The sequence below is a fragment of the Streptomyces sp. NPDC007929 genome, assembly GCF_042959065.1.
Taxonomy (GTDB): Bacteria; Actinomycetota; Actinomycetes; order Streptomycetales; family Streptomycetaceae; genus Streptomyces.
On record NZ_JBIBKD010000005.1, the window covers coordinates 76,703 to 102,235 of the forward strand.

Here is a 25,533-nt window from a genome sequence, read left to right on the forward strand (position 1 = left end):
GGCCTCCTCACGCGGGGGTCAGAGTCTGTTCCGCCCAGATGGTCTTGCCCGTGGCGCCCTGCCGGGTGCCCCAGCGTTCGGTCAGCTGGGCGACGAGGAGCAGGCCACGGCCACCCTCGTCGTAGCTGCGTGCGCGCCGCAGGTGTGGTGCGGTGCTGCCGCCGTCGGAGACCTCGCAGATCAGGGTCGAGTCGTGGATCAGGCGGAGTGTCACCGGCGGCTCGGCGTGCCGGATGGCGTTGGTGACGAGTTCGCTGACGACCAGTTCCGTGACGAACACGGCGTCGGAGAGCCCCCACCGCTCCAGTTGCTCCACCACGTCCTTGCGGGTCTGCGCGACGGCTGACGGCTCGGCCGGCACCGCCCAGGTGGCGACCTGCCGCGCGTCGAGCGCACGGGTGCGGGCGATGAGCAGGGCCACGTCGTCGCCCGGGCGCGGCGGCAGCAGGTCGGCGAGGACCGTGTCGCACAGGGCGTCCAGCGAGGCCGCCGGGCGGGCCAGGACCTCCCGCAGCCGGTCGACACCGGCGTCGAGGTCCCTCTCGGGCGTCTCGACCAGGCCGTTGGTGTAGAGGGCGAGCAGACTGCCCTCGGGCAGGTCCACCTCGGTGGCCTCGTACGGCAGGCCGCTCACGCCCAGCGGGGGCGCGGCCGGGAGGTCCACCAGGTCGACGGTGCCGTCGGGGCTCACCACCGCCGGTACGGGATGCCCGGCCGCGGCGAAGCAGCAGCGCCGCGTCACCGGGTCGTAGACGGCGTAGAGGCAGGTGGCCCCGACGTCGCTGGAGGTCTCGGCGGAGCCGGAGCGGGGGGCGGAACCTCCGGAGCCCGCGCGGGTGCTCCCGCTCTGGAGACCGCCACCCGGGGCGGTGTCACGCTCCTCCTCCGTGTTCAGCCGGGCGACCAGGTCGTCGAGGTGGGTGAGCAGTTCGTCGCAGGGCAGGTCGATGTCGGCCAGGGTGCGCACGGCGGTACGCAGTCGCCCCATGGTCGCCGACGCGACCAGGCCGTGGCCGGCCACGTCTCCGACGACCAGGGCCACCCGCGCGCCCGACAGCGGGATGACGTCGAACCAGTCCCCGCCGACACCGGCGTGCGGGCCCGCCGGGAGGTAGCGGGAGGCGACCTCGACGGCCGCCTGCCGGGGCAGCCGCCGCGGCAGCAGACTGCGCTGGAGCGTGACCGCGGTGGCCCGCTCGCGGGTGTAGCGGCGGGCGTTGTCGATGCTGACCGCGGCCCGGGCGACGAGTTCCCCGGCCAGGACCAGGTCGTCGTGCCGGAAGGCCTCCTGGTTGCGGTGCCGGACGAAGTAGGCGACGCCCAGGGTGGTGCCGCGGGCGGCCAGCGGTACGGCCATCACGGAGTGGATGCCGAACTCCCGGACCCGGGTGGCGCGGGCCGGGTCGCGGCCGAGCCAGGCGGTGAACGCCGGGTCGGTCGTCTCCTGCAGGGCGGGGCGCCCGGTGCGCAGGCTCTCGAAGGGCATCGAGCCCGGCGGGTAGGAGTCGACCGCCCCGGCCGCCACGACCGACTCCGGGGCGCCCGGGGTCACCGACCGCAGCGCGGCCCTGCGCAGCAGCAGCGGCCCGTCCGCCGGAACCGCCGACGCGGGCGGCTCGGGTGCGTCGTCCAGCGCGGCCAGCAGATCGACGCTGACGAAGTCGGCCAGGACCGGGACGGTCACGTCCGCGAGTTCCTGGGCCGTGTGCGTCACGTCGAGTGTGCTGCCGATGCGCCGGCCGGCCTCGGCGATCAGCTGGAGGCGCTTGCGGGCCCAGAACTGCTCGGTCATGTCGTGCGCGGACAGGCAGACGCCCTGGACGGTGCCCTCGGGGTCGCGCAGCGCGGAGATGAAGACCGACCAGGCGTGCTCGTGCTGCTCGCCGGGGGCGCGCAGGAAGTTCTCCTCGTACTCCGGCTCGCCGGTGCGCAGCACCCGGGCCATGGCGCGTTCCGCGCGCCGTCCGGCGTCGTCGTCGACGATCTCGGACACCCGCAGGCCGCGCATCTCCTCCTCGGTGAGCGCGGTGGCGCGCTCCATGTCGGCGTTGGCCAGGCGCAGCCGCAACCGGGTGTCGTAGATCGCCTGGGCGCAGCACGGGGACTGGGTGAAGGTCCAGCTGACCAGGGAGTCGTCGAGACCGGCCGTGGGCTGCCGGTCGGCCGGGGCGGAGACGATGAGCCAGGCGGGGGCGTCGGCGCCGGGCGGCCTGTGGTGGGCGAGGATCCTGACCGTCAGTTTTCGGCCGTCACGGTGCCGGAGCGCAACGTCGCCGTTCCAGCGGGGCAGTCCGGCGAGGGTGGGCAGACCGCCGCGCACCGGGATCGGCTCGGCCAGCAGATCCGCGGCGCGGGTGCCGGTCAGTTGCCCGGCGGAGTACCCGAGGAGCCGCTCGGCGCCCGCGTTCCAGCCGGTCACGACTCCGTGTTCGTCGAGGGTGACGCGGGCCGTGAGGGATGCGTCGACAAGGGCTCCGAGGGTCTCGGGGTCCTCGCCGAACGACCGGCCGGACCGGCCGGTCGTGACGGGCTGCTCCATGATCGGTCATCTCACTCTCGGGGAGGATCGCCCCGTAGCCCCCTATATGAGCACATATTCACCTGCTTACCCCGATTGCGGAGGGTTCTCACCGCGATGTCGGGCCGAGTCGCGGAGCCTGGTGGCGCACGGCCCGGGTAACCGCTCCCCCATGGGTCAGATCCTCGTGGGCACGTGTTCCTGGACCGACCGGGCGCTGGTCGGCAGCGGCTGGTACCCGCCGGGGCGGCGGGACGCCGAGGGGCGGTTACGGCACTACGCCGAGCGGTTCGGTGTCGTCGAGGTCGACGCCTCGTACTACGCGCTGCCGGGCGAGCGGAACAGCCGGTTGTGGGCCGAGCGCACACCGGACGGGTTCGTCTTCGACGTGAAGGCGTTCTCGCTGCTCACCGGGCACCCCACCCGGGCGGCGGTGCTGCCGGACGGCCTGCGGGCCGACTCCCGGGACCCGGCGGTGCTGGACGAGGTGTGGGCCCGGTTCGCGGCCGGGATCGAGCCGCTGCGGGAGGCGGGGCGGCTCGGGAGCGTGCTGTTCCAGTTCCCGCCCTGGTTCCGGCCCGGGCCGCGGGCACAGGCGTTCCTCCGGGAGTGCGCGGAGCGGACCGAGGGCTGGCCCGTGGCCGTCGAGTTCCGGCATCCCTCCTGGTGGGAGCCGGGGCAGGACGAGGCGACCGGCGCGCTGCTGACCCGGTACGGCCTGGCCGCGGTCGCCGTCGACATGACGCAGACGCTGCCCTCCTCCGTCCCGCCCGTCACCCCCGTGACCTCGCCCCGGCTCTCCGTGGTCAGGTTCCACGGCCGCAGCACCGCGTGGGGCACCGGCAGCAAGGAGGACCGGTTCCGGCATGCCTACGACGAGGACGAACTCGCCGAGTGGCTGCCCCGTGTGCGCCGGCTGGCGGAGCGGACCGAGCAGGTCCACGTCCTGTTCAACAACTGCTGCGGTGACGCCGCCGTCCGCGCCGCCGAGACCATGACAGCGCTCCTGGACGGGGACCGGCCGGGGGCGGCACGGCTGCCTAGGGCGCGATCCGCACCTTCCGCTCCACCGTCACCTGGTCCACGTCCGACACCCGCACGGTCGTCTTCATCGTCCAGTTCCCGGGGAGCGGCAGATTGACGGAGTTGGTGCCCCAGTAGCCGCCCACGTCGGTGAGTCCGGCGTCGATCGGGCCGACCTTACGGGAGGGCAGGGTGAAGGTGATGCGGACCTCGGGGACGACGACCAGACCCGTGTCGGCGCCGTAGACCACCGCCTGGACGCCGTTCTCGCCGACCCGGGCCGGATCCAGGGTGACCTGCACCGTGCCGCGTCCGGTCACGCTCCCCCCGCCCGTGTCGAAGGGCACCGTGGCCTGGGTGGTGGGGGGCAGCGCACCCGCCGGGGCCTGCTGGGCCGCCTCGGCCTGGGCACGGCCCGGGAGGGTGCCCGTGAGCACGGTCGTGATCATCAGTACGACCGCGGCGACGGCGACCTCCACGAGGACGGAGCGGCGCAGCAGGCGCCGGGTGTCCCGGCCGGGGCCGGACGGGGAGGGCTTGGACGGTGAGGGTTCGGAGGCGGAGGGTTCGGACGTGGAGGGTTCGGACGTGGAGGGTTCGGACATGGAGGGCTGCTCATCGGCCGACGCGCCGGGCGTCCCGCTGCCATGGGCCTCCCGGGGTTCATGGGGTTGCCGGGCTTCCACGGTTTCCTGCGGCTCCTCGGCTTCCCCGTGCCGGGCCGGTGCGCCGACCGGCTGCGGCACCCGCTCGTGGACGGCGACCCGGGCCACGGACGCCCGGGCCACGGCCGCCGGTGCCGCGAGCCGCCGCGTCCAGCGCCGCGAGTACCCGGCGACCAGCAACAGCACGGCCACCCCGGCGAGTTTGGCGAGCAGCAGACGGCCGTACGGCGTGCCGGTCAGGGCGGAGAGGGAGCCGAGGCCGCGCCAGGACTGGTAGAGGCCCGTGACGGCCAGGACGATCACCGAGGCGAAGGCGATCCGCGAGAAGCGGGCGACGACGTCCACCAGGCCGACCCGGTCGTCCGAGGCGTCCACGTCGTCCAGGTCGTCCAGGTCGTCCAAGGAGTCCAAGGTGTCCAAGGTGTCCGGGTTCTCACCGGCCGGGCGGCGCAGGACCAGCAGCAGCGCCACCAGGCCGCCGAGCCAGACCCCGGTCGCCAGCAGGTGCAGTACGGACGACGTCATCGCCAGCGGCACCTGGATCCCGGCGGAGGCGTGCTCGGCCGCCGCCCAGGTCAGGGCCAGGGCCGCGGCCAGGGCGGTGCCGATCGCCAGGGTGACGGGCCGCTCCTCGGAGGTACGGCGCCTGGACAGCCGTAGCAGGAAGGCGGCGGCCAGCAGGAGGACGACCAGCCGGGCCAGCAGGGCCTCGCCCGGCCGGCCGGTCAGGGTGCGGCCGAGGGCGGTGGCGTCGAGGGCGGCGGCCGGGCCCGTGCCCGTCTCGTAGGGGGCGCGCAGCAGGAGCAGCACGACCGTCGAGCCCAGCAGCGTCCACCAGGCGGCCATCAGCGGTTTGCGCAGCGGGGACGTGTTCGCCGGCCGGCACAGCAGCGCGAACGCGGCCAGGCCGACGAGCAGCGCGGCGGCGAGGTAGGCGAGGTAGCGGGCGGCGTCGTGGAGAGCGCCGGTGAGCGGGTCCTCGGCGGGGCCGGTGTCGATCTGCCCCTTGGTCGCGGACGGTTTCCCCACGGAGAAGGTGAAGGCGCCGGAGACGGGATGGCTGTCGGCGGAGACCACACGCCAGGCCACCGTGTACGTGCCCTGGGCGAGCTTGCCGGGCAGTGCGACCCGGGCCGTGTCGGAGCGGCCGTCCGCGTGCGTGGCCTCGCCGGTGTGGACCCGGCGCTGGTCGGGGCCGAAGACCCGGAAGGAGTCGTCGAGCAGGCCCACGGACTCGGTGAAGCTCAGGGTGAGATGGCGGGGGGCCTGCCGGAGGACGGATCCGTCGTCCGGGTCGGTGCCGCGGAGGGCGGCGTGGGCGGAGGCGGGGGCTGCTCCGGCGAGGAGCAGTACCAGCACGGTGCCGAGCAGCACCAAGGCCTGGAACCGCCGGGGGTGTCCGGCATTGCGATCCTCGTTCCGCCGTTGGTCCACGTGGGTCTCCGGGGTCGGGCTGTACGGCTACGAGTGAAGTACGGACGGGATCGGTGTAGTGCTCACCGGGCTCAGGAGGCCGGTCTGGACAGCTCCGCGATCTCGTCGGCCAGCGCCGGATAGCGGGCCGTCAGTTTCGCGGCGTCCCCGTGCTCGTAGCCGCCGAACGTGAAGCCGGGCGCCATCGTGCAGCCGAACAGGGCCCACTGCCCGGCCCCGCGCACCCGCCCGCCCATCCACGTGCCCGCCGGGACCGTGAACTGGACATGCTGGCCGGCCAGGACGTCCGGCCCGAGGACCACCGTCCGCGTGCTGCCGTCCGGGGCGAGCAGAAGCAACTCCAGGGGGTCGCCCCGGTAGAAGTGCCAGATCTCGTCCGTCGGCAGGCGGTGGAGGGCGGAGAAGTCGCCGGCGGTGAGGAGCGCGACGATCGCCGTGCCCTCCGGCCTGCCGTCGGGGCGTTCGGGACCGGCCCAGGTCTGGCGGAACAGGCCGCCCTCGCGCGGGATCGGTTCGAGGCCGTAGTGGGCGATGAGGTCCTCTGGGGTCACGCCGGGAACAGTATCTCCCGGTCCAGGAAGGCGAGCTGGGCCTTCTTCTCCGGCAGGTACACGTCCGGCAGGTCGATCTCCGGCAGCACCACCACCGGCCCCGGCGCGAAACCGAGCTTGAGGAAACGGGCGACGGCCTTCTCGTTGCGCACGTCCGGGTCGACCACGACGCGCCGGCGGTCCAGGCCGAGCAGGACGTATCCGGCGATGGCCGTCACCAGCCGCGCGGTCCAGCCGGTCCGGACGCCGCCCGGCCCGGCGGGGGCGAGGAGCAGGTGGACGCCGATGTCGCCGGGGCGTACGTCGTAGCACTCGCTGACGCGGTCGGCCTCCGGCTCGTAGGTCTGGAGGAGTGCCACCGGCTCGCCGTCCCGGACGACGAGGTGGGCGTGGTGGGTGTCGAGGGTGGCCATGTGGGCGTAAGTGTCGGCGACCTGTCGCTCGGTCAGGCCGGTCATGCCCCAGAAGGCGGCCCGCTCCTCGCGGACCCACCGGTGGATCACGGCGGCGTCGGCCCCGGGGTCCAGCGGCAGGACGCGGACGGTGCCGAAGCCGTCGATCACCTGCTCGTGGAGGGGCGTGCGGGAGGCGTACGGGTCAGACATCGGTTTCCTTCTTCAGCCGGGTCCAGTCGGTGACGACCGGGACGAGTTCTCCCGCGAGCCAGAGGGGCAGCTGGTCGCGGCGGTGGGGCGAGCCGGGGACGCCGGAGGCGCCGAGCGGGACCACCCAGCGGCTGTCCTCGCGCCGGGCCAGGTCCCAGACGTAGCGGGCGGCGGGGCCCCGCGCGGCACGGTCGGTGAGGCCCGGCACGCCCGAGGTGCACAGCACGCAGTCGTGGTCGCCGGACAGCCCCGGTTCGTCGTACGGCCGCTCCGGCTCCAGGGCGCGCCAGGGGGCGAGGCGGTGGGTGTCGCCCCAGACACCGGCCGGTGGGCGCAGCGCCACGTCCTCGATCGCCGCGCGGACGGCCGCCGGGCGGTCGATCCCGTACAGCTCCTCGGCCCGCAGCAGGTGTTCGAGGGCGAAGCCGACCCGGGGGAGGAGGGCGAGCCAGGGCTGGAACACCTCCGGGTACGCCGGTGGTGTGGTGAGCGCGGCGAATGCCGGGTGCGCCGCGAGATGCCGTACGACCGCCGCGCGCACGGCCGCGTAGAGGGCCGCGTCGGCGCTGCCCGCGTCCATACGGCGGTCCCAGCCGCGGAGCCGGTCCCGCAGGACGGTGGCCTCGGGGGTGAGGTCGTCGAGGGCGTCGAGGTGGTCCAGGAGGGGGGCGGCGGAGGCCAGGTGGGTGTCCATGTGGAGGGCGGGCATGTCGGCGGCGGACCAGCGCCGCTCGCTCGCGAGCAGGGCGGCGATGCGGTCGGCGCGGTGCGGCGGGGCGAACTCGACGCCGAGGGGTTCGGCGGGGCCGCGCTGGTTGGCCATGACGGCGACGCCGTCGGTGAGCCCGGCACGCGGTGGCACGTGCCAGTCCCGCCACTCGTGGCCGGGCTCCCAGGCGGGCACCACGCGGAGGGAGTTGGCCGCGGCGCGCACCGGCACCTGCCCGGCCACGCGGTGCAGGACACCGCCCTCGGTGTCGGCCGCCTGGACGACGTTGACCGGCTCGGCCCACTGGTCGAAGGCCCGGTCCACATCGGCGACCCGCCGAGCCCGCAGCAACGGCAGCAGCGCGCCGAAGCCGAGGTCGCCGGTGACGCGGGGCGGGTAGCGCAGGCTGATCGCGACGGGCGGGGGGAGGGGGGCGCGGGCCGGGTCGGTGTCGTACGCCACGCCGGCCGGGTCACCGGCCGCCGCCACGTCCGCCGGGTCGGTGTCGTACACCAGGTCCGCCGGATCACCGTCGTACGCCAGGCCCGCCGGATCGCCGTCGATGCCCTCCGGGCCGCCGATGATCACCGGGCCCCGGTCGGTCTCGATGACCTCGATCTCGATCGGCTGCTCGCCCGCCACCTCGATGGTCTCGGTGTGCCGGGACGCCCGTCGCCACACCCCGTCCGGGCCAAGGGCCTCCACCCCGGCGCCGGTGCGCCGCAGCCGCTCCCGGTAGAGGTCCTGGTAGTCGGCCATGGCGTTGGTGATGGCCCAGGCGACCGAGCCGGTGTGGCCGAAGTGGGCGATGCCGGGGACGCCGGGGACGGCGAGGCCCACGACGTCGAACTCGGGGCAGGACAGGTGGATCTGCTGGTAGACGCCCGGGTCCTCGATCCAGCGGTGGGGGTCGCCCGCGATGATCGCCTGCCCGGTGACCGTCCGCTCGCCGCCGACCAGCCAGCCGTTGCTGCCGGAGGTGCCGGGGCCGTCGGTGGCGAAGAGGCCGATGGCGTCCGCGTCCAGGTGCGCGGCGACCTGCTCGCGCCAGAGCTTGGCCGGGAACCCGGCGAACAGGATGTGGGTGGCGAGCCAGACGCCGAGCGGGGTCCACGGTTCCCAGCGGCCCGGGGTGAGGCCGGTGCGGGCGAACTCGGGTGCGGTGGAGTCGGCCAGCCCCTGGTTGACCCCGTCGACGTACGCGCGCACCCACCGCGCCGTCCCGGGGTCCCGTCTCTCCAGGTCCGCGAAGCAGCGTCTGGCGGTGTCGTCGACTCTGGCGCGTCTGGCGAACCGGTCCCAGGCCAGGGCGCTCCCGCCGAGGAAGGACGCCGAGGTGCCCTGCGCCCGGTGACGCTCGACCTCCAGCTGCCAGGCCCGGTCGCGGGCGGTGACGAGGCCCTGGGCACGGGCGAGTTCGGCCGCGCTGCCCGCGCGCAGATGCGGGATGCCCCAGGCGTCACGGTAGATCTCGGTGGCCACGCTGCCCTCACTTCTTCCGGAGATTTCTTTAGGTTAGGCTTGCCTAAGTCACAGCTGTGGCCGGAATCGTACGCGAAGGGGCGGAAAAGCGATGGGGCAGGGGCGGGGTTGGGAGGGCGCGGTCCTCAAACTGATGCGCGGCAAGGACTTCGAGTTCACGGTGACGGACGTCGAGGACGTCACCCCGGAGTACCGGCGGCTGCGCTTCACCGACGGCGGTCTGCTGGCCGCCACCGGAGTGCACCCCACCATGTGGGTACGGCTGTGGTTCGACAACGCGGGCAAACCGCACCAGCGTGCCTACACCCTGGTCGACCCGGACACCGAGGCCGGCACCTTCGGCCTGGAGTTCGCCCTGCACGAGGGGCGCGCCAGCGACTGGGCCCGGGCGGCGAAGCCCGGCGACACCATCGAGGCGACCGTCCAGGGCACCGGCTTCGAACACCCGGACCCCGCGCCCTCGCACGTCTTCGCCGTCGGCGATCCCGCCTCGCTCCCCGCCATCAACTCCCTCCTGGACGCCCTGGGCTCCGCCCCGGCCACCGTCTGGTTCGAGGGCGGCGACGACGAGCTGCCGTTCCGCACCGACCCGGACCGGCACGAGCTGCGCAAGGTGCCGCGCCAGGACGCCGGTGCCCATCTGGTCGACCGTGTGAAGTCGGACCTGCCCGCCCTGCTCCGGGGCACGGCCGACCCCTACGTCTGGATCGCCTGCGACACGGTGACGACCCGGGCCCTGACGGCGTACGTCCGCAAGGAACTGGGCCTGCCCAAGCAGCGGGTGCACGCGCTGGGCTACTGGCGGGCCACCTGAGCAGCGGGCGGGGCCGCCCCGGGGGATGATCGGGGCATGGACGTCGCTCTTCACCTCGCCCAGGATCCCGAGGCCGACGCGCTGCTCGGCCGCAGCCCGCTCGCCGCGCTGGTCGGCATGCTGCTGGACCAGCAGGTGCCGATGGAGTGGGCGTTCAAGGGCCCGGCGACGATCGCCCAACGGCTCGGCACGGACGATCTGGACGCGCACGAGATCGCCGCGCACGAGCCGGAGGCCTTCGCCGCGCTGCTCTCGCAGAAGCCTGCGGTGCACCGCTACCCGGGCTCCATGGCCAAGCGGATCCAGCAGCTGTGCCAGTACCTCGTCGAGCACTACGACGGTGACGCCGAGGCCGTCTGGAAGGACGTCGCCAGCGGCAAGGACCTGCTGAAGCGGCTCGCGGAACTCCCCGGCTTCGGCAAACAGAAGGCCCAGATCTTCCTCGCCCTGCTCGGCAAACAACTCGGCGTCCGCCCCACGGGCTGGCGAGAGGCAGCGGGCTCCTACGGCGACCCCGACTCCTTCCGCTCGGTCGCCGACATCACCGGCCCGGAGTCCTTGACCAAGGTCAGAGCCCACAAGCAGGAAATGAAAGCAGCGGCCAAGGCAGCAAAGGCCTCCAACACCTAGGGCGCACCCGGGGCAGCGTGACCGGCCGGGGCGATCTGACTCGCCGGGGCGTGTGACCGGCCGGGTGGCGTGACCGGCCGGGGCGGCGTGACCGGCCGGGGCGATCTGACTCGCCGGGGCGTGCGACTGGCCGGGGCGTGTGACCGGCCGATGCGTGTGACCGGCCGATGCGGCGCGGCGGCGTGCGCCGGGCCGCGCCTGCGTGGACTCCCCCTCGGGCCCCCGCCGGGCCTGCCCACTCGACGCTGCCCGCTCAACCGCGTCCTCTAGGACGGTCCACCGACCCGCGTCTGCTCGGCCGCGTCCACTGGGCCGCGCCGGCTCAGCCCTATCCCCCCGGCGCTCGGCGCTCGCCGCTCGGCGCTCGCCGCTTGCCGCCAGGCCGCATCCGCCGGGCAACGTCCGCTCAACCACCCCTCGCCCCGCCCCCTCGGCCCAACCCCCTCACCACTGCCCTACAGCCCTACCCGCTCGCCACTGCCCCACCGCCCTGCCCGCCGGGCCGTGGCTTGGCGAACGCGGCCGAGCAGTCGGTGCCGGGGAGAGGGCTGAGGGGCAGGGCCGAGCGGGTGTGGTTCGGTGGGTACGGGCGGCGGACGCGCCTCGCGGGCTTCCGCTTCGCCCCTATCGTCCCTCGGCCCGGTTCGGGTCCTGGTGGCTGTCGTCCGACTGGACCCTCCTGGTGGCGGGGCGCTCGGGACCGGGTCGAGCATGGAGCATGGCTGAGCCACCGAGCGGCTCCCCTCGGGGCCCGGAGCAGGACACCGACCGTGACCGTGCCCCCCAGGGGCTGGAACCGCCGGTCCGGCAGGGCCCGGGCCCGAACGGCCCCCGCACCCATGACCAGCACGAACGGCACGGCCCGGATCGCTGGCCGTACGACCCTGAGGCGCCTCGCGAGCGTGCCCCCCGGCCCGGGCCGCAGGACCCCTGGCCCTCCGACCCGCACGGCCCGGAGCCCTCCGCCGAGAGGCGTCATGGTCCGGGCACCCGCATGGGCCGGGTGGGCGGTTCTGGCGGCAGGTGGGATGAACGGCGTGGCCGCGGCGGGGAGTGACCTCCCGTGACGCCCGCACCGCAGCCGGTCCCCCGCAGCCCGCGTCGACACGCCTGGCTACGGGTCCTCGTCCTGCTGCTCGCCCTGCTCGTGCCGGGCACGCACGCCGAGGCCGCGACGGGGTGGACCGCCGGTGTCTCCGGCGAGAGCACCACCGTCGAGTGCGACCTCCTCGACACCGCCCTGCGCCCACCGGCCCGGGCCGCCCGCCGCACCGCAGCCGTCGCGTCCGTCCCCGCCCCACTTCCGGGCCCGGGGCCCGCGCCCACCGCACAGCACCCGGTTCCCGTACCGCCGAGCCCACCGCTCGACCCCCGCCCCCTGCGTTCCGAGGTCCTGCGCTGCTGACCGGACCGGCCCGCACCGGTCCGTCCGTCCCGCACGGAACCCCAGCACGACCAGGAACGACGAGGAACCCAGCCATGCTTCAGGACCCGTACGCCGTCCTGCGCGCCCTGCTGCGCGCGGAAGCCGCCCGCAGCACCCCCAGGGCCGACCCCCAGCCCCACCCCATGCCCCACCCCGAACCCGACACGGGGAAGCCGCCGCAGCGCCCGACGGGAGGGAGGGGCGACCGCGGCTGACCCTCGCACCCACCTCCCACACCCACCCCCCATCCACACCCGGCGGAGGCACGACCTCGCCTCCGCCGGGCGGCCTACCGCCTACCTCCTACCTCCTACCGCCTCCGCCTGCCCGAGCGGCGGGCCGTGCCGAACAACGACCTGGTGATCTCCCGCCCGATCTGCGTCCCCACCGACCGGGCCAGGGACTGGAACACCCCGCTCCCGACCACCTGCTCCACAGCGGACGGGCGCTCCTCCCCCTGAGACGCCCGGGACTCCCGGGACTCCCGCGGCGCGGCCTCCCGCATCTCGTCCGGCCCCTTCGCACCACGCCCGCGCTCCAGCCGTTCGTACGCCGACTCCCGGTCCACGGCCTGCGCGTACCGCTCGTACAGCCCGGACTCCGCGACGGCGCGCTCCAGGGCGTCCTGCCCGAGCGGGCCCATCAGCGACTCGGGTGCCCGCAGCCGGGTCGCCGCGACCGGCGTCGGCGCGCCCTTCTCGCTGAGCACCGTCACGACCGCCTCGCCGGTGCCCAGGGTGGTCAGCACCTCTTCGAGGTCGTAGGGCGACTTCGGAAACGTCTTCACCGTGGCGTTCAGGGCCTTCTGATCGTCCGGTGTGAAGGCCCGCAGCGCGTGCTGCACCCGGTTGCCGAGCTGGGCGAGGACATCGGCAGGCACGTCCTTCGGGGTCTGCGTCACGAAGAACACCCCGACCCCTTTCGAGCGAATCAGGCGCACGGTCTGCGTGATCGACTCCAGGAACGCCTCGGACGCGTCGTCGAACAGCAGATGCGCCTCGTCGAGGAAGAACACCAGCCGCGGCTTGTCGACGTCACCGAGCTCGGGCAGATCATGGAAGAGATCGGCCAGCAGCCACATCAGGAACGTCGAGAACAACTGCGGCCTGTCCTGCACGGCGCTCAGCTCCAGGACGGAGACGACACCCCGCCCGTCCTCGGCCGTGCGCAGCAGCTCGCCCGTGTCGAACTCCGGCTCACCGAAGAAGCCGGACGCGCCCTGCGCCTCGAAGGCGGTGAGGGACCGCAGGATCACCCCGGCCGTGGCGGCCGAGAGACCACCGATCGTCTTCAGCTCCGGCCGGCCCTCGTCCGAGGTCAGGAACGTCACGACCGCCCTGAGGTCCTTCAGGTCGATCAGTTCGAGGCCCTTGCTGTCGGCGTAGTGGAAGATCAGCGCGAGGGACTGCTCCTGGGTCCGGTTCAGCCGCAGCACCTTGGACAGCAGCACCGGGCCGAACCCGGTGACCGTCGCCCGGACGGGGATGCCGCGACCGATGCCGCCGAGGGCGTAGTACTCGGCCGGGAAGCCCGTCGCCGACCAGCTCTGGTGGACGTCCGCCGCCCGCCCCGCCACCCGGGCGTCCTGGCGGCCCGGCGCGGCGATCCCGGAGAGGTCGCCCTTGATGTCGGCGAGGAAGACCGGCACGCCCTGCGCCGACAGCTGCTCGGCGATCAGCTGGAGCGTCTTGGTCTTGCCGGTGCCGGTGGCCCCCGCGACCAGGCCGTGGCGGTTCAGCACCGCCAGCGGCACCCGGATCTGCGCGTCCGGCAGGCACTGTCCGTCCCAGAGCAGGGCGCCCAGTTGCAGGGCCGGTCCGGTGAACGCGTAGCCGGAGGCGATCCGCAGGGCGTCCTGGGGGAGAGCGGCGGCACGCCCGGAAACCTCCGGAGCGGGCGCCGACGGCATGGTCTCGCGATCCGGCATGTTCACGCACCTGTTCCGGGTTCGTACCGCCTTGTATTGATTTTTTCAGCGTCGCACTCGCCCGCCATGGCTGCGCCCGGAAGGTCTTGACCGGTAGGCTTTCCGTGTGATCTTCAAGCGCATCGGAAACGGCCGGCCGTACCCCGACCACGGCCGGGAAAGCACCCGGCAGTGGGCGGACGTCGCGCCGCGCCCGGTCCGCCTCGATCAGCTCGTGACGACCAAGGGTCAGCTCGATCTGGAAACACTGCTCGCCGAGGACTCCACGTTCTACGGCGACCTCTTCGCGCACGTCGTGAAGTGGCAGGGCGACCTGTACCTGGAGGACGGGCTGCACCGCGCGGTGCGGGCGGCACTCCAGCAGCGCCAGGTGCTGCACGCGCGCGTGCTCGAACTCGACTGATCCCCGCCCCTAGCGGGTTGGCCCTTTCGGGTTCCGCTGGGCGACGTCGAATGATCATCTAGTAGGCATCGTCGCCCGGGCGCACTACGCTGCGCTCATGAGCATGCTGACTCCCCCCGGCATGGGCGGCAAGTACCGCATCACGGGCAACAAGTACCCCCGGATGCGGGGGCCCCGGCGGCGCGGCAGGCTCGTCGGCCTGACCGTCGCGTCCGTCGTCGTCCTCGGCGTGGGCGGCTGGGGAACGCTGCAGCTCATCGATGCCTTCACCGGCGGCGGCCGAAAGGCCTCGGCGGCGGGCGGCGGCACGGACTGCGGCATCAAGACCAAGGCGAGTCCCTCGCCCAGCGCCAAGTCCCTGCCCGAGCCGCGCACGATCACCGTCAACGTGCTCAACGCCACCACCCGCGCGGGCCTGGCGAAGAAGACCGCCGACGAGCTGAAGAAGCGCGGCTTCAAGATCGGCGACGTGGGGAACGCGACCAAGCAGTACGACAAGAAGGTCAAGGGCACCGGACTGCTCCTCGGCCCCGCCGCCGCCCGCGACACCGCGCTGCCCGTGCTCGGCGCCCAGCTCCCGGGCGCGGAACGGCGCACCGAGGCGGCTCGCGAGGGCGCTGCGATCGACCTCCTCATCGGGGACGGTTTCAAGGAGTTGGCGAAACGGCAGGACGCCGACCGGGCGCTGACCGAGCTGGCCAGGCCCGAGCCGGCGCCCACGACGAAGAAGGACTGCTGAGAACGGGCTGCTGAAAGGGGCGGGAGCCTACTCGGCCGCCCCGTACATCCGGTCCCCCGCGTCGCCGAGCCCCGGCACGATGTAGCCGTGCTCGTTCAGCCGCTCGTCGACCGAGGCGGTCACGACCGTCACCGGCGTACCGGCCAGCTCGCGCTCCATGATCTCGACGCCCTCGGGGGCCGCCAGCAGCACCACGGCGGTCACGTCGTCGGCGCCGCGCCGGATCAGCTCACGGATGGCCGCGACCAGCGTGCCGCCGGTGGCGAGCATCGGGTCGAGCACGTAGACCTGACGCCCCGACAGGTCCTCCGGCATCCGCGTCGCGTACGTGGAGGCCTCCAGCGTCTCCTCGTTGCGGATCATGCCGAGGAAGCCCACCTCGGCGGTCGGCAGCAGCCGCACCATGCCGTCCAGCATGCCGAGCCCGGCCCGCAGGATCGGCACCACCAGCGGCCGCGGGTGGGACAGCTTGACGCCCGTGGTCCGCTCGACCGGCGTCTGGATGTCGACCTGTTCGGTGCGCACGTCACGCGTGGCCTCGTAGGCGAGCAGGGTGACCAGCTCGTCGGCGAGACGGCGGAAGGTCGCGGAGTCGGTGCGCTGGTCGCGCAGCGTGGTGAGTTTGTGAGCGACCAGAGGGTGGTCGACGACGTGGAGACGCATGTCCACAACATTAGCCGGGCGGGGTGCCCCGGGCCGCACGGCAAGGCCGCCGTCCGGCCGTCACCCGAACGCTGGCGTCAAACCGCTCGTCCGGGGGAAAGTGGAAATACGGACTGGGGGTGGTGAACCAGATGCCCGACCGGGATTTCCGAGACGATCCGTCGCCACGCACACGGCCGGGGGCGAGCCGGGGGCCCGACCGGACGAGGGCGGGCCGGACGAGGGCGGGCCGGGGGCCCGACCCGACGGCCGGGGCCGGAGTCCGCGCCTCAGACGGGACGGACGGGCCGGGACTCGCGGACCCCGACCGGGCGGACGAGACCGGGGCCGCCGGTACCGGCCGGAGGGGCGGGGCGCAGGTCGCGAACCCCGACCGGGCGGATGGGGCCGGGATCGTCGGCTCCGAGCGAGCGGGCGAGAACAGGCTGGCCGACTCCGAGCGAGCAGACGGAAACAGGCTGGCCGACTCCGAGCGAGCGGACGGAAACAGGCTGGCCGACTCCGAGCGGGCAGACGGGAACAGGCTGGCCGGCTCCGAGCGAGCGGACGGAAACGGGCTGGCCGGCTCCGAGCGGGCGGACGGGAACGGGCTCTTGGGCCCCGGGCTGGCGGACGGGGCCGACGAGTCCGATGCCGAGCGGCGTCGGCGTCGCGCCCGGTTCCTGCGCGATCTGGCCGAGGCCCGGGAGCTGCGCGACCGCGTGCAGCCGCGCCGCGCCAAGACGGCCCGGCTGCGCCACGCCATGCGCATGCGCACCTTCCGCTGGTAGGAAACGGGTACGGAAACCCCCGGCAAAGATCACGAACCGCGCGAAGGTTGTGGTGGTTGACCGCGCGTGGAGCGGGGTAAAGCCGCGTACGATCCGCAGGTGGTGGCAACGGGCGTGCGAACAGAACTGCCCAACACAGGGAGCCGAAGACGTCCCCTGAACGCCTTGTTTCTGCCACGATTCCGAGTGGGTGGGGCTCGGCCGAGCACTTCCCGCCCGTAACCTCCGCCGGGGGGACCCCCAACCGGCACGCCTAGGACCAGTGGGAGAGTCACGGTGTACTTCGCCGCACTGCTCGCGCGCACCGAAGACGGGTGGGAAGCGAGCGACACAGAGCTCGACGATGTGGAAACCCTGTCGGATCTGGCCGACCTGGCCCGTGAAGCCTCCCCCGACGAGGACACGGTGCTCGTGCTCATCGAGCAGGAGGACGCCTGGTTCGGCGTGGTCCGCGTGGACGGCGAGGAAGACCCTCGCATCTACGTCTCGGACGCCGCCGCCGCTGCGCGCAGCAGCTATGGCGAGATCCTGCTCACCGACGAGCTGCTCGGCCGCGATCCGGACGACGACGTCCTCGACGCCCTCGACCTCGACGGCACCGAGGACGGTGAATCCGACGAGGACGAGGACGACGATGCCGAGGACGGTGCCGGGACCGCCGGCGCCGCCGACGTGCCGCACGGGCCGGTCGGCGACACGCTGATCCTGGACGACCTCGGCGTGAGCGAGAAGGAACTGCGCCTGATGTCGACGGACGCCGTCACCGAGATCGCCGAGTCCCTGGGCGCCTCGGAAACCCTGGAGACCGTCCGCTGACCGGCCGTGCCGCCACGGGCCCACCGGATCCGGATCCTGTTCCCCTCGGTGGTGCGCAGGAGCCGGCCGGTGCGGGCCCGGGCGATCCCGTTCGGGATCCCTGGCGGGTGGCCATGCGGGTCGCTCTGGACGAGGCCGCCGAGGCCGCGCAGGGCGGGGACGTGCCTGTCGGCGCCGTCGTGCTGGCACCGGACGGCACGACCGTGCTCGCGGCCGGGCACAACGAACGCGAGGCCGGGGGCGATCCGACGGCACACGCGGAGGTCCTCGCCCTGCGGCGGGCCGCGGCCGCCCTCGGCGCGTGGCGGCTCACCGGCTGCACCCTCGTGGTGACGCTGGAGCCCTGCACGATGTGCGCGGGCGCGATCCAGCAGTCCCGCCTCGACCGGCTCGTCTACGGCGCCCGCGACGAGAAGGCCGGGGCGGCCGGATCGCTCTGGGACCTCGTCCGCGACCGGCGGCTCAACCACCGCCCCGAAGTGATCGAGGGCGTGCTGGCCGAGGAGTGCGCGGGACTGCTCACCGCGTTCTTCCGCGACCGCTGAATACCGATTTCAAAGCACGCGGCACCTTGCTGTAAGGTCTCCCTCGGTAGCGTGTCCGAGCGGCCGAAGGAGCTCGCCTCGAAAGCGAGTGTGGCGCAAGTCACCGAGGGTTCAAATCCCTCCGCTACCGCAGATTGACGAAGGGCCCGGTCCATTGGACCGGGCCCTTCGTGTGATCGGTCCTTCGTGCGATCATGTGCGCTGCATGGGACACCAGTGACAGGGGAGGCCGCGATGGCGGTGAACGCGAAGAAGGTCGCCGTCTACGCTCTCGTGGTCTTCGCGCTGTACGTGATCATCACGGACCCGCAGACGGCAGCCGATTACGTCCTTATAGGCTTCCAGGGCATTTCGGACGCCGCCGGGGCCCTCGGCGACTTCGCCACGTGGGTCGCCAAGGGAGGAAAGTGATGATCCGCCACCTGGTTCTCTTCAAGCTCAACGAGGGTGTCGAGCGCGACGACCCCCGGGTCGTGGAGGGCGTCGAGGCCTTCCGCGCGCTCGGCGACAAGATCCCGGAGCTCCGCTTCTGGGAGCTCGGCTGGAACGTCAGCGACCGCCCCATCGCGTACGACTTCGCCATCAACTCCGCGTGCGACGACGCGGACGCGCTGCGGCGGTACGTGGAGCACCCGGATCACCAGGCGGGAGTCGCGCTGTGGCGCGAGTTCGCCACGTGGGTGATCGCGGACTACGAGTTCTGACCCTTCCGGCTCCCGCCGCTCCGGGCCCCCTGTCGCTGCGACAGGGGGCTCTTGTGTTGCGTGAGTTGATTTGTGGGGTGTTCATCCCTCAACACGTAGTTATGGGGTGCTTGCACACAGTGCACATGTCTTGTGATGCTATGACCGCTTTTGATGGAAGAGTTGACGGATGAGTTGACGATGACGAGGTGGAGTTGACCGTGCTGGCCAGTACCGCACCTCAGGCACCGTCCCCTCAAGCGCCGGTTCCTCAAGCGCCGGCTCCTCAGGCCCCGGTTCCGCACGGAGCCCCTGCTCAGGCCGCGCCTGCGGAAGGCGCTCCCGCCGCTCCTCAGCGGAGCAGCCGTGGGGCCGACACCCGGGCCCTCACGCAGGTCCTCTTCGCGGAGCTCAAGGAACTTCAGCCGGGTACGCCGGAGCACGACCGCGTACGCGGGGCGCTCATCGAGGCCAACCTCCCGCTCGTGCGCTACGCGGCCGCCCGGTTCCGCTCCCGCAACGAGCCGATGGAGGACGTCGTCCAGGTCGGCACCATCGGGCTCATCAACGCCATCGACCGCTTCGACCCGGACCGGGGCGTGCAGTTCCCGACGTTCGCGATGCCCACGGTCGTCGGCGAGATCAAGCGGTACTTCCGCGACAACGTCCGCACCGTCCATGTGCCGCGCCGGCTGCACGAGCTGTGGGTGCAGGTGAACAGCGCGACGGAGGATCTGACGACCTCGTTCGGGCGGACCCCGACGACCTCCGAGATCGCCGAGCGGCTGCGCATCACGGAGGACGAGGTGCTGTCCTGCATCGAGGCCGGGCGGTCGTACCACGCGACCTCCCTGGAGGCCGCCCAGGAAGGCGACGGGCTGCCGGGACTGCTGGACCGGCTCGGCTACGAGGATCCCGCCCTGGACGGCGTGGAGCACCGGGACCTCGTACGGCATCTGCTCGTCCAGCTGCCCGAGCGGGAGCAGCGGATCCTGCTGCTGCGGTACTACAGCAATCTCACGCAGTCTCAGATCAGTGCGGAGCTGGGTGTTTCGCAGATGCATGTGTCGCGGCTACTCGCGCGTAGCTTCCAGAGGTTGCGGTCTGCGAACCGTATCGACGCCTAACCGCAAACGTTAGCGAGAGGTCACCGCGGGGAGGGAATCGCTCATCAGGGCCGTTCCCGACAGTTGAGAGCCGAAAAGCCGTCAGACCCCTTGTTTGCAGGGCGGATTCGCGTCTCAGATGTCGACATGTCACTACAGCGTGTTGCCGACATGTGACATTCTGCGGGAAGCGCGTTTGCCGGGGCTTCGGCGCCGGTATTCAGGTGAAGGCTGCGTTCCTCAGACGGGACGTTCGCCGCGACCGTCCCGCGACCCAAAGGGGGTGGCATGTCCGCAGAACAGGGCAGCTCGAAGGTGCTCACGCTCGCGGAGAGCGAGACAGCTCCCCATGCTCTCGACTCACTCGGCCCCATCGATGACGTACCGGCCGTCCCGGCCGAGCCCGTTCCGGTCCTTCCGGCTGCGGGCGCCATCGACACCCGCACCCTGTCCCGCTCCCTGTTCCTGCGGCTGGCCGCGCTCGACGAGGACAGCCCCGAGCGTGCGTACGTCCGTGACACGCTCATCGAGCTCAATCTCCCGCTGGTGCGGTACGCCGCAGCGCGGTTCCGGTCCCGGAACGAGCCGATGGAGGACATCGTCCAGGTCGGCACGATCGGATTGATCAAGGCGATCGACCGGTTCGACTGCGAACGGGGCGTGGAGTTCCCGACGTTCGCGATGCCGACGGTGGTCGGGGAGATCAAGCGGTTCTTCCGCGACACGTCGTGGTCGGTTCGCGTGCCGCGACGGTTGCAGGAGCTGCGGCTCGCGCTGACCAAGGCGAGTGACGAGCTCTCGCAGAAGCTGGACCGGTCGCCTACGGTGACCGAACTGGCCGCCGTGCTCGGGGTGTCCGAGGAGGACGTCGTCGACGGGCTGGCGGTGGGGAACGCGTACACCGCGTCCTCGCTGGACTCGCCTGCGCCGGAGGACGACGGTGGCGAGGGGTCGCTGGCGGATCGGCTGGGGTACGAGGACACCGCGCTGGAGGGTGTGGAGTACCGGGAGTCGTTGAAGCCGCTGCTGGCGAAGTTGCCGCCTCGGGAGCGGCGGATCATCATGCTGCGGTTCTTCGCGAACATGACGCAGTCGCAGATCGGTGAGGAGGTCGGCATCTCGCAGATGCACGTCTCCCGGTTGCTGACCCGGACGCTGGCGCAGCTGCGGGAAGGTCTGATCTCGGACTGACGGAGGGGTGAGGCGCGGCCGTTGGGCCGCGCCTTTGCCTGTGTCTGCGGGGGCGCGTTGGTTTCGCGTGCCGCCGGGTGGGGGTCGGGGCCGCGCCGGGGGGTATCCGTCCTCGGAACGGCGCGATGGGCTCGGACACCGACTCACTGTCCGTTGACGCGCCAACCGCTGCGGGCGGACACCCCCCGACACGACCCCTTACGTCCGACGGCGGGTGCGGGCGCGCTTCGCTGCGCGTCGTCCGCAGCGGCCCCGGCTGCGCCTGGCGGCGGGCGCGCGCAGCCGCCCAGCTGCGGGCATGCGTGCCGCTAGGGGCGGCACGGGTGGGCGCAGCGGCACCCCGCTACGCCGGGCTGCGGACGCACTCGGCCCCAGCAGAAACGCCGTGTGTCCTGCTACGCCGGGGCCGTGGACCCGGCCCCAGCAGAAAACGCCGGGTACTCGTTACGCGGGGGCGTGGGCCCACCCGGTGTTACGACAGGGCCAGCCACGCCACCGCTGCGATGACCGCTGCTGCGGCGATCACGCCGAGGATGAGGCCGATGCGGGGGCCGCCGTTGGAAGGGGCCGCGGCCTGACGGCCCTGCGGGGCCTCGTCGACGAACGCGCGGAACATCTGGGTGCTGCCGGCGGGGTCGTGATTGCCCTGCGGGGCCTGGTTGTTAGCCATGGCCCGAGACCCTAGCGAAAACGGCGGAGCTCCCCAAGTGGGGGTTGGGATTCCGTTTGACTCCGACCGACCCGTATCACCACGCTCGTCACCAGCGCGTTTACTCCCGCAATACTTGCCTTTGCCAACTTTTTATGGCTGCACCCCCTCTTTTATTTGCCTGCAGCAACCAACAGCTCCTATGGTTGCCCTAAGCAACGAAAGCGGGAGGTGTCATGGCCGAAAAGGCGCAGTACGAAGAGCTGGTCCGCCAGTTCAGCGCCTTCGGCGCCGTGAAGCGGGAGCTCGGGCGGATCATGCCCGCCGAGTGCCCCGGCGGGTCGGCGGCCGTGCTGACCCTGCTGGGCCGCCACGGCGACATGCGCATGAGCAAGCTCGCCGAGCTCCTGGCGGTCGACATGTCCGTCACCAGCCGGCACGTCGCGCACGTCGTCGACCGGGGCTGGATCGAGCGCTCCCCCGACCCCGCGGACAAACGCTCACGCATCCTGCGCCTCACCCCCGCGGGCCACACCCAGCTCGACGAGCTGTCCCGGCGGACCACCGAGGTCCTCGCCGAGCGCCTGAGCGACTGGACCGACGACGACGTCGGCCGGCTCACGAGCCTCATGGCGCGGCTGAGGGAGAGCTTCGACGGCCGGCCCGGGCCCCGGGCCGCACCGACCGCTTTCGACCAGACCACCCGTACACCCGCAAGCACGTAAGAAAAGGAAGCCCATGGCAACGACCACACCAGCCGGTGTGCGGGCTCATGCCAAGCACGGGGGAGGCTCCCACGGCTCCTCCGGTGACGGCGCTCCGATGACGCACCGGCAGATCATGGAGGCCCTCACCGGTCTCCTGCTCGGCATGTTCGTCGCGATCCTGTCGTCGACGATCGTCTCCAACGCCCTGCCCCGGATCATCAGCGACCTCGGCGGCGGCCAGAGCGCCTACACCTGGGTCGTCACCGCGTCCCTGCTGACGATGACCGCGTCCACCCCGCTGTGGGGCAAGCTCGCGGACCTGTTCTCCAAGAAGCTGCTGATCCAGTTCGCGCTGGTCATCTTCGTGCTGGGCTCGGCCGCGGCCGGCATGTCCCAGAACCCGGGCATGCTCATCACCTTCCGCGCGATCCAGGGCATCGGCATGGGCGGTCTGTCCGCGCTGGCCCAGATCATCATGGCGGCGATGATCTCGCCCCGTGAGCGCGGCCGGTACAACGGCTACCTCGGCGCCACCTTCGCCACCGCCATGGTCGGCGGCCCGCTGGTCGGCGGTGTCATCACCGACACCGACTGGCTCGGCTGGCGCTGGTGCTTCTACGTCGGCGTGCCCTTCGCCGTGATCGCCCTGATCGTCCTGCAGAAGACCCTGCATCTGCCCGTGGTCAAGCGGAAGGTCAAGGTCGACTGGGCCGGCGCCTTCCTGATCACCGCCGCGGTGTGCCTGCTGCTGGTCTGGGTCACCTTCGCCGGTGACAAGTACGACTGGGTGTCCTGGCAGACGTACGCCATGGTCGGCGGTTCGCTGGTGCTGCTCGCGCTGTTCGTCCTCGTCGAGTCCAAGGCGAGCGAGCCGATCATCCCGCTGCGGCTGTTCCGCAACCGCACCATCACCCTGGCCTCCCTCGCGTCCCTGTTCGTCGGTGTCGCGATGTTCGCCGGGACCGTCTTCTTCAGCCAGTACTTCCAGCTGGCCCGCGGCAAGTCGCCGACCATGTCCGGTGTCATGACGATCCCGATGATCGCGGGTCTGTTCATCTCCTCCACCGTCTCCGGCCAGGTCATCACCCGGACCGGACGCTGGAAGGCGTGGCTGATCGGCGGCGGTGTGCTGGTGACGGCCGGACTCGGTCTGCTGGGCACCATCCGGTACGACACCGAGTACTGGCACATAGCGATCTTCATGGCCCTGCTGGGTCTCGGCATCGGCATGATGATGCAGAACCTCGTGCTGTGCACGCAGAACCAGGTGGAGCCGGGCGACCTGGGCGCGGCCAGCTCCACGGTGACCTTCTTCCGGTCCCTGGGCGGTGCCGTGGGCGTCTCGGCGCTCGGCGCGGTCCTGGGCAACAAGATCACCGACTACGTCAAGGACGGCCTCGCCGACCTCGGCGCGAAGGGCGCGGCCCTCGGTCACGCCGGTACCGGCGGGGGCGGCATCCCCGACCTCGGCACCATGCCCGCGCCGATCCGCACGGTCGTCGAGAGCGCCTACGGGCACGGAGTCGCGGACGTGTTCCTCTACTCGGCCCCGCTGGCGCTGCTCGCGCTGCTGGTGTCGCTGTTCATCAAGGAGGTCCCGTTGCGGACGAAGGGCGGGCTGGCGCAGGCCACCGAGCCGGAGACGCCTGCCGTGGTTCCGGCGGCCGCCGAGGTCGTCGAAGCGGAGAAGGGCGTGCCCAGTTGGGCCGTCGCCGAGACCGAGGCCATCGCCGACGAGGCGGGGACCGAGGGGACTCAGCGGCTTGCCGCCGTCGCCACGGCGGTGCGGGCCGAGGAGGCCTCCGGTGGGATTCCGGTCCGCGGCTTCGTCCGCGGGAACGAGTCCGCGCCCGTGCCGCAGGCCGCCATCACGCTGATCTCGCTGGCCGGGCGCCAGCTGGGCCGGTCCGTGGCGCAGGCCGACGGCTCGTACGCGGTGGACGCCCCGGGCTCCGGCTCGTACGTCCTGATCGCCTCCGCCGACGGCTTCCAGCCGCAGGCGTCCACGGTCGTGGTGAACGGCGAGCCGGTCGCCTACGACATCCTGCTCAGCGGCACCAGCGGGCTGACCGGCCTGGTGCGGGCCGCCGAGAACGGGCAGCCGGTCAAGGACGCCATGGTCATCGTGACCGATGTGCGGGGCGATCTGCTGGCCAACGGAACCACCGGTGAGCAGGGCGAGTTCTCCTTCGCCGAGCTGGTGCCGGGGGCGGTGACCGTCGCGGTGAACGCCGCCGGGTACCGGCCGCGCGCCCTGCCCGTCGAGGTGGGCGGCACCGGGGTCACCCGGGTCGAGATCGACCTGGACCCGGGTGCTCGCGTGCAGGGTGTCGTCCGCGCCCCGCACGGGCCGCTGGCCGACGCACGGGTGACGCTGGTCGACCAGGCGGGCAATGTCGTCGGCTCGGCCACCACCGGGACGGACGGGGCGTACGCCTTCACCGACCTGGACGGCGGCGAGTACACGGTCATCGCCACGGGCTACCCGCCGGTGGCCACCGCCCTGACGATCACGGGCGCCGGCACCGACGCCCACGACATCGAACTCGCCCACCCCGGCGAGTAGCAACGACCCCGGCCCGTGACGGGTGGGCGCGCTCCGAGCGGAGGCGCGCCCCCGTCGCGGGCCGGTTTCATTCCGAGGAGCAGCTGAGATGGGACTGACCGCGAGGATCCGTACCCGGGACGGATGGGCCGTGTCGCACGCGGTCGTCACCGTGGCGGACATGACCGGCGCGCAGGTGCTGCGGGCCGAGGCCGACGCGGAGGGCGCCGTACGGGACGCGACGCCGATGGAGCCGGGGGCGTACACCGTCATCGTCACGGCGGTGGGCTATGCGCCCGCGGCCTCCAGTGTGATCGTGACGGCGAGCGGGCGGGCCGAGGTCGGCTCGGTGACGCTGGCCCGGCAGGGCGGTACCGAGCTGCCGCCGCCCGGGCCGTGGACCGTCGACCCGGTGCACTCCAGTGTGGCCGCCGTGGCCCAGCATCTGGGCATCTCCAGCGTGCACGGCCGGTTCACGGAGTTCTCCGGCTCGATCGAGATCGCGCCGGACGACGTCACCAAGTCGCGGGTCGAGGCGGTGATCCGGGCCGCGTCGATCGACACCGGCAACGGCATGCGCGACGGGCACCTGAAGTCGCCGGACTTCCTCGATGTGGAGCGGTTCCCGGAGATCACCTTCCGGTCGACCGGGCTGACGGCGGCCGGGTCCGACCGGTGGATCGTGCGGGGGGAGCTGGGCATGCACGGTGTCGTGCGGCCCGTGGATCTCGATCTGGCCTACCTCGGCACGGGTCCGGATCCGTGGGGCGGCACCCGGGCCGCGTTCCGTGCCACGACCGAACTGCACCGCGAGGACTTCGCGATGAACTACAACCAGGTCCTCCAGGCGGGCATCGCCGCCATCGGCACCACCCTCAAGGTGGAGCTGGACATCCAGGCCGTGCAGGGCGAGTCGCTTCCGGTGGTGTGAG

General features: G+C 72.4%; 25 protein-coding genes and 1 tRNA gene. 18 read left to right on the forward strand and 8 right to left on the reverse strand.

Annotated elements, in window-relative coordinates; translation table 11 throughout:
* Positions 1 to 7: 7 nt before the first annotated feature.
* Positions 8 to 2,539 carry a SpoIIE family protein phosphatase gene (locus tag ACFZDE_RS17785; protein ID WP_391200586.1) on the reverse strand — a complete coding sequence of 844 codons (2,532 nt, stop codon included), beginning with the start codon at positions 2,537 to 2,539 and terminating at the stop codon, positions 8 to 10.
* Between the two features lie 151 nt (positions 2,540 to 2,690).
* On the opposite strand from ACFZDE_RS17785, the gene ACFZDE_RS17790 reads away from it, so the two are divergent.
* The gene (locus ACFZDE_RS17790; protein ID WP_391200588.1) at positions 2,691 to 3,659 is read left to right on the forward strand and encodes a DUF72 domain-containing protein; all 969 of its coding nucleotides are present in this window, start codon (positions 2,691 to 2,693) and stop codon (positions 3,657 to 3,659) included.
* Here ACFZDE_RS17790 and ACFZDE_RS17795 read toward each other — a convergent pair.
* The 4 genes from ACFZDE_RS17795 to ACFZDE_RS17810 all read right to left on the reverse strand — a co-directional run bounded on the left by ACFZDE_RS17795 (position 3,559) and on the right by ACFZDE_RS17810 (position 8,987).
* A complete protein-coding gene (locus ACFZDE_RS17795) occupies positions 3,559 to 5,580 on the reverse strand; it encodes a copper resistance protein CopC (protein ID WP_391201339.1) in 2,022 nt (673 codons plus the stop codon). The genes ACFZDE_RS17790 and ACFZDE_RS17795 overlap by 101 nt on opposite strands.
* 131 nt (positions 5,581 to 5,711) lie before the next feature.
* Entirely contained in the window at positions 5,712 to 6,191 is a 480-nt protein-coding gene (locus tag ACFZDE_RS17800; RefSeq protein ID WP_391200590.1) for a cupin domain-containing protein, read from the reverse strand.
* Positions 6,188 to 6,796 carry a GNAT family N-acetyltransferase gene (locus ACFZDE_RS17805; protein ID WP_391200592.1) on the reverse strand — a complete coding sequence of 203 codons (609 nt, stop codon included), beginning with the start codon at positions 6,794 to 6,796 and terminating at the stop codon, positions 6,188 to 6,190. Before ACFZDE_RS17805 ends, ACFZDE_RS17800 begins: the two co-directional genes overlap by 4 nt.
* Positions 6,789 to 8,987 carry a penicillin acylase family protein gene (locus ACFZDE_RS17810; protein ID WP_391200595.1) on the reverse strand — a complete coding sequence of 733 codons (2,199 nt, stop codon included), beginning with the start codon at positions 8,985 to 8,987 and terminating at the stop codon, positions 6,789 to 6,791. Before ACFZDE_RS17810 ends, ACFZDE_RS17805 begins: the two co-directional genes overlap by 8 nt.
* Positions 8,988 to 9,078: 91 nt before the next feature.
* Between ACFZDE_RS17810 and ACFZDE_RS17815 the strand changes: the two genes are divergently transcribed.
* The 4 genes from ACFZDE_RS17815 (at position 9,079) to ACFZDE_RS17830 (ending at position 12,072) form a co-directional block, all read left to right on the forward strand.
* Entirely contained in the window at positions 9,079 to 9,801 is a 723-nt protein-coding gene (locus ACFZDE_RS17815) for an SIP domain-containing protein (protein WP_391200597.1), read from the forward strand.
* 36 nt (positions 9,802 to 9,837) lie between these two features.
* Positions 9,838 to 10,431 (forward strand): HhH-GPD-type base excision DNA repair protein, encoded by a 594-nt coding sequence (locus tag ACFZDE_RS17820; RefSeq protein WP_391200599.1) that lies wholly within the window; start codon positions 9,838 to 9,840, stop codon positions 10,429 to 10,431.
* A 1,063-nt stretch (positions 10,432 to 11,494) separates the two neighbouring features.
* Positions 11,495 to 11,836, forward strand: a complete 342-nt coding sequence (locus ACFZDE_RS17825) for a hypothetical protein (RefSeq protein WP_390998204.1) — start codon at positions 11,495 to 11,497, stop codon at positions 11,834 to 11,836.
* A 74-nt stretch (positions 11,837 to 11,910) separates the two neighbouring features.
* A complete protein-coding gene (locus tag ACFZDE_RS17830) occupies positions 11,911 to 12,072 on the forward strand; it encodes a hypothetical protein (RefSeq protein WP_391200601.1) in 162 nt (53 codons plus the stop codon).
* Positions 12,073 to 12,167: 95 nt separating this feature from the next.
* On the opposite strand, the gene ACFZDE_RS17835 is transcribed toward ACFZDE_RS17830, so the two are convergent.
* Positions 12,168 to 13,784: a helicase HerA-like domain-containing protein gene (locus ACFZDE_RS17835; protein WP_391200603.1), complete on the reverse strand. Its 1,617-nt coding sequence runs from the start codon at positions 13,782 to 13,784 to the stop codon at positions 12,168 to 12,170.
* Between the two features lie 106 nt (positions 13,785 to 13,890).
* Between ACFZDE_RS17835 and ACFZDE_RS17840 the strand changes: the two genes are divergently transcribed.
* Both ACFZDE_RS17840 and ACFZDE_RS17845 read left to right on the forward strand, forming a co-directional pair.
* Positions 13,891 to 14,187 carry a type II toxin-antitoxin system VapB family antitoxin gene (locus tag ACFZDE_RS17840; protein ID WP_003999914.1) on the forward strand — a complete coding sequence of 99 codons (297 nt, stop codon included), beginning with the start codon at positions 13,891 to 13,893 and terminating at the stop codon, positions 14,185 to 14,187.
* Between the two features lie 121 nt (positions 14,188 to 14,308).
* Positions 14,309 to 14,926: a LytR C-terminal domain-containing protein gene (locus ACFZDE_RS17845; RefSeq protein ID WP_391201342.1), complete on the forward strand. Its 618-nt coding sequence runs from the start codon at positions 14,309 to 14,311 to the stop codon at positions 14,924 to 14,926.
* A gap of 27 nt (positions 14,927 to 14,953) precedes the next feature.
* Here ACFZDE_RS17845 and upp read toward each other — a convergent pair whose 3' ends face one another.
* Positions 14,954 to 15,589: a uracil phosphoribosyltransferase gene (gene upp / locus ACFZDE_RS17850; RefSeq protein ID WP_097217661.1), complete on the reverse strand. Its 636-nt coding sequence runs from the start codon at positions 15,587 to 15,589 to the stop codon at positions 14,954 to 14,956.
* 593 nt (positions 15,590 to 16,182) lie between these two features.
* Between upp and ACFZDE_RS17855 the strand changes: the two genes are divergently transcribed.
* From ACFZDE_RS17855 to ACFZDE_RS17890, 8 genes are all read left to right on the forward strand, one after another.
* Positions 16,183 to 16,359, forward strand: coding sequence for a hypothetical protein (locus ACFZDE_RS17855; protein ID WP_391200605.1), 177 nt, complete (start codon positions 16,183 to 16,185; stop codon positions 16,357 to 16,359).
* Positions 16,360 to 16,635: 276 nt separating this feature from the next.
* Complete coding sequence (locus tag ACFZDE_RS17860; protein ID WP_390998216.1) at positions 16,636 to 17,175, forward strand: hypothetical protein; 540 nt, start codon at positions 16,636 to 16,638, stop codon at positions 17,173 to 17,175.
* Between the two features lie 113 nt (positions 17,176 to 17,288).
* A complete protein-coding gene (gene tadA / locus ACFZDE_RS17865) occupies positions 17,289 to 17,720 on the forward strand; it encodes a tRNA adenosine(34) deaminase TadA (protein WP_391200607.1) in 432 nt (143 codons plus the stop codon).
* Between the two features lie 45 nt (positions 17,721 to 17,765).
* A tRNA-Ser gene (locus ACFZDE_RS17870) sits at positions 17,766 to 17,850 on the forward strand.
* A gap of 104 nt (positions 17,851 to 17,954) precedes the next feature.
* Entirely contained in the window at positions 17,955 to 18,131 is a 177-nt protein-coding gene (locus ACFZDE_RS17875) for a hypothetical protein (RefSeq protein ID WP_266460659.1), read from the forward strand.
* The gene (locus ACFZDE_RS17880; protein WP_351639284.1) at positions 18,131 to 18,424 is read left to right on the forward strand and encodes a Dabb family protein; all 294 of its coding nucleotides are present in this window, start codon (positions 18,131 to 18,133) and stop codon (positions 18,422 to 18,424) included. Before ACFZDE_RS17875 ends, ACFZDE_RS17880 begins: the two co-directional genes overlap by 1 nt.
* Before the next feature lie 200 nt (positions 18,425 to 18,624).
* Complete coding sequence (locus ACFZDE_RS17885) at positions 18,625 to 19,530, forward strand: SigB/SigF/SigG family RNA polymerase sigma factor (protein WP_391201345.1); 906 nt, start codon at positions 18,625 to 18,627, stop codon at positions 19,528 to 19,530.
* Positions 19,531 to 19,797: 267 nt separating this feature from the next.
* A complete protein-coding gene (locus tag ACFZDE_RS17890; RefSeq protein WP_390998224.1) occupies positions 19,798 to 20,700 on the forward strand; it encodes a SigB/SigF/SigG family RNA polymerase sigma factor in 903 nt (300 codons plus the stop codon).
* Between the two features lie 472 nt (positions 20,701 to 21,172).
* On the opposite strand, the gene ACFZDE_RS17895 is transcribed toward ACFZDE_RS17890, so the two are convergent.
* Positions 21,173 to 21,370, reverse strand: a complete 198-nt coding sequence (locus tag ACFZDE_RS17895) for a hypothetical protein (protein ID WP_391200609.1) — start codon at positions 21,368 to 21,370, stop codon at positions 21,173 to 21,175.
* Between the two features lie 215 nt (positions 21,371 to 21,585).
* On the opposite strand from ACFZDE_RS17895, the gene ACFZDE_RS17900 reads away from it, so the two are divergent.
* From ACFZDE_RS17900 to ACFZDE_RS17910, 3 genes are all read left to right on the forward strand, one after another.
* The gene (locus tag ACFZDE_RS17900) at positions 21,586 to 22,074 is read left to right on the forward strand and encodes a MarR family transcriptional regulator (RefSeq protein WP_391200611.1); all 489 of its coding nucleotides are present in this window, start codon (positions 21,586 to 21,588) and stop codon (positions 22,072 to 22,074) included.
* A 13-nt stretch (positions 22,075 to 22,087) separates the two neighbouring features.
* Positions 22,088 to 24,622 (forward strand): MFS transporter, encoded by a 2,535-nt coding sequence (locus ACFZDE_RS17905; RefSeq protein ID WP_391200613.1) that lies wholly within the window; start codon positions 22,088 to 22,090, stop codon positions 24,620 to 24,622.
* Positions 24,623 to 24,710: 88 nt separating this feature from the next.
* The gene (locus tag ACFZDE_RS17910) at positions 24,711 to 25,532 is read left to right on the forward strand and encodes a YceI family protein (RefSeq protein ID WP_391200615.1); all 822 of its coding nucleotides are present in this window, start codon (positions 24,711 to 24,713) and stop codon (positions 25,530 to 25,532) included.
* Position 25,533 lies beyond the last annotated feature (1 nt).